Below are 1,869 nucleotides of genomic sequence, written 5' to 3'. Positions count from 1 at the left end.
GGCCTGATGGCATATTACCCGCAGCGCGGCGGGGGCGGCGGGAGCGCAGCCCCGGAGCCGGCTGCCTACTTCAGCAGGACGTAGCTGCCGGGGGCGTCTTCCAGGGGCGGATAACGCTTGGAGCCGGTCTTGGCCGGCGCTGCGGGGGCGGCGGAGCGGGCCGCCAGCCATTCCTGCCAGGCGGTCCACCAGGAGCCTTCCCGGGTGGGCGTTTCCGCCAGCCATTGCTCAGGGGCCACGTACACCTCGCCGGCGGGCCGGGTGTGGAGGCGGTAGTGGCGGCGCGGGTGGCCGGGTTCGCTGACGATGCCGGCATTGTGGCCGCCGCTGGTGAGGACGAAGGTGACTTCGGCCGGGCTCAGGTAGTGGATCTTGTGCACCGAGCGCCAGGGCGCCACGTGGTCGCTTTCCGTGCCCACGGCAAAGACGGGAATGGTGATGTCGCCCAGGGACACGGGCCGGCCGCCGACCTGGTAGCGGCCTTCGCTGAGGTCGTCGTTGAGGAACAGCTGGCGCAGGTACTGGCTGTGCATGCGGGCCGGCATGCGGGTGGTGTCCGCATTCCAGGCCATCAGGTCGTTCATGGTGCCCCGTTCGCCCAGCAGGTACTGGCTCACCATGCGCGACCACAGCAGGTCGTAGGAGCGCAGCAGCTGGAAGGCGCCCGCCATCTGGCCGGCGGAGAGGTAGCCCTTTTCCGCCATCTGGGCCTCGAGCAGGCTGATCTGGCTGTCGTCGATGAAGAGGGCCAGCTCCCCCGGCTCGGTGAAGTCGGTCTGGGCGGCCAGGAGCGTGATGGAGGCCAGGCGCTCGTCCCCGTCCCGGGCCATGGCCGCGGCGGCAATCGCCAGCAGGGTGCCCCCCAGGCAGTAGCCGGTGGCGTGCACCCGGCGCTTGGGCACGATGTCGTTGATGGCCTGCAGGGCGGCGAAGAAACCGTTTTCCAGGTAATCGTCCATGCCCTGGTCCCGGTCTTCCTCGTCCGGATTGCGCCAGGAAATGCAGAAGACGGTATGGCCCTGGTCCACCAGGAACTTGATCAGGGAATTGTGGGGCGAGAGGTCCAGGATGTAGTACTTCATGATCCAGGCCGGCACGATGAGGATGGGCTCGGGATGGACCTTGGCGGTGGTGGGGGAGTACTGGATCAGTTCCATCAGCCGGGTGCGGGCCACCACCTTGCCCGGGGTGATCGCCACGTCCCGGCCCACCACGTAATCCTCGCTGCCGGCGGGGGGCTCGTTGTTCATGGCCCGTTGCAGGTCCTCCTGCAGATGGGCCATGCCGTGCCACAGATTCTGGCCGCCTTCGCGGATGGTGTGTTCGAGCACCACCGGATTGGTGAGGGGGCTGTTGCCGGGGGAGAGCAGGTCAAGAATCTGCCGGGCGGCGAAGGAGACGATGCGTTCGTGGTGGGCGGAGACCCCCCAGATGCCGTGGGTCGCCGCCTTCCACCAGCGCTCGGTGAGGAGGAAGGACTGCTGCATGACATTGAAGGGCCAGCGGTGCCAGGCATCTTCCTTGAAGCGGCGGTCGGTACTCCAGGGGGCGACGAAGTCCGGCCCCTCGTTGAGCATGGAAAGCTGGGCCGCCTGCAGGGCGGCGGCTTCCGTCGCCGCCAGCTTGAGCAGTTCCAGCTGTTTGCCGGGGGAGACGGCCAGATGCCCGGCCCAGTCGATCATGGCCATGGCCAGGGTGAGGGGCGAGAGGGAGTTGGTGAGCTGGGCGATGGTGGCGTGCACGTGCTGATCCAGGCGCTGGGTGGCGCTGTCGGCCTGCAGGGGCGTCAGCCTGTCTCATATACACATCTGACGCTGCCGACGAATAGCCTTGTGTAGATCTCGGTGGTCGCCGTATCATTAAAAAAAT

Annotated in this window: 1 protein-coding gene; it reads right to left on the bottom strand. The window is 67.3% G+C overall.

Annotation, left to right across the window (positions count from 1 at the left end; all coding sequences use genetic code 11):
• Positions 1–65: 65 nt before the first annotated feature.
• The gene (locus tag AC1RTA_RS16525; RefSeq protein WP_492785359.1) at positions 66–1,742 is read right to left on the bottom strand and encodes a PHA/PHB synthase family protein; all 1,677 of its coding nucleotides are present in this window, start codon (positions 1,740–1,742) and stop codon (positions 66–68) included.
• Between the last annotated feature and the right edge of the window lie 127 nt (positions 1,743–1,869).

This window comes from Azospira sp. MPR-E4 (assembly GCF_058809645.1).
Note: the sequence above shows the minus strand (reverse complement) of the source record. Positions and strands in the feature narration are given on the sequence as shown.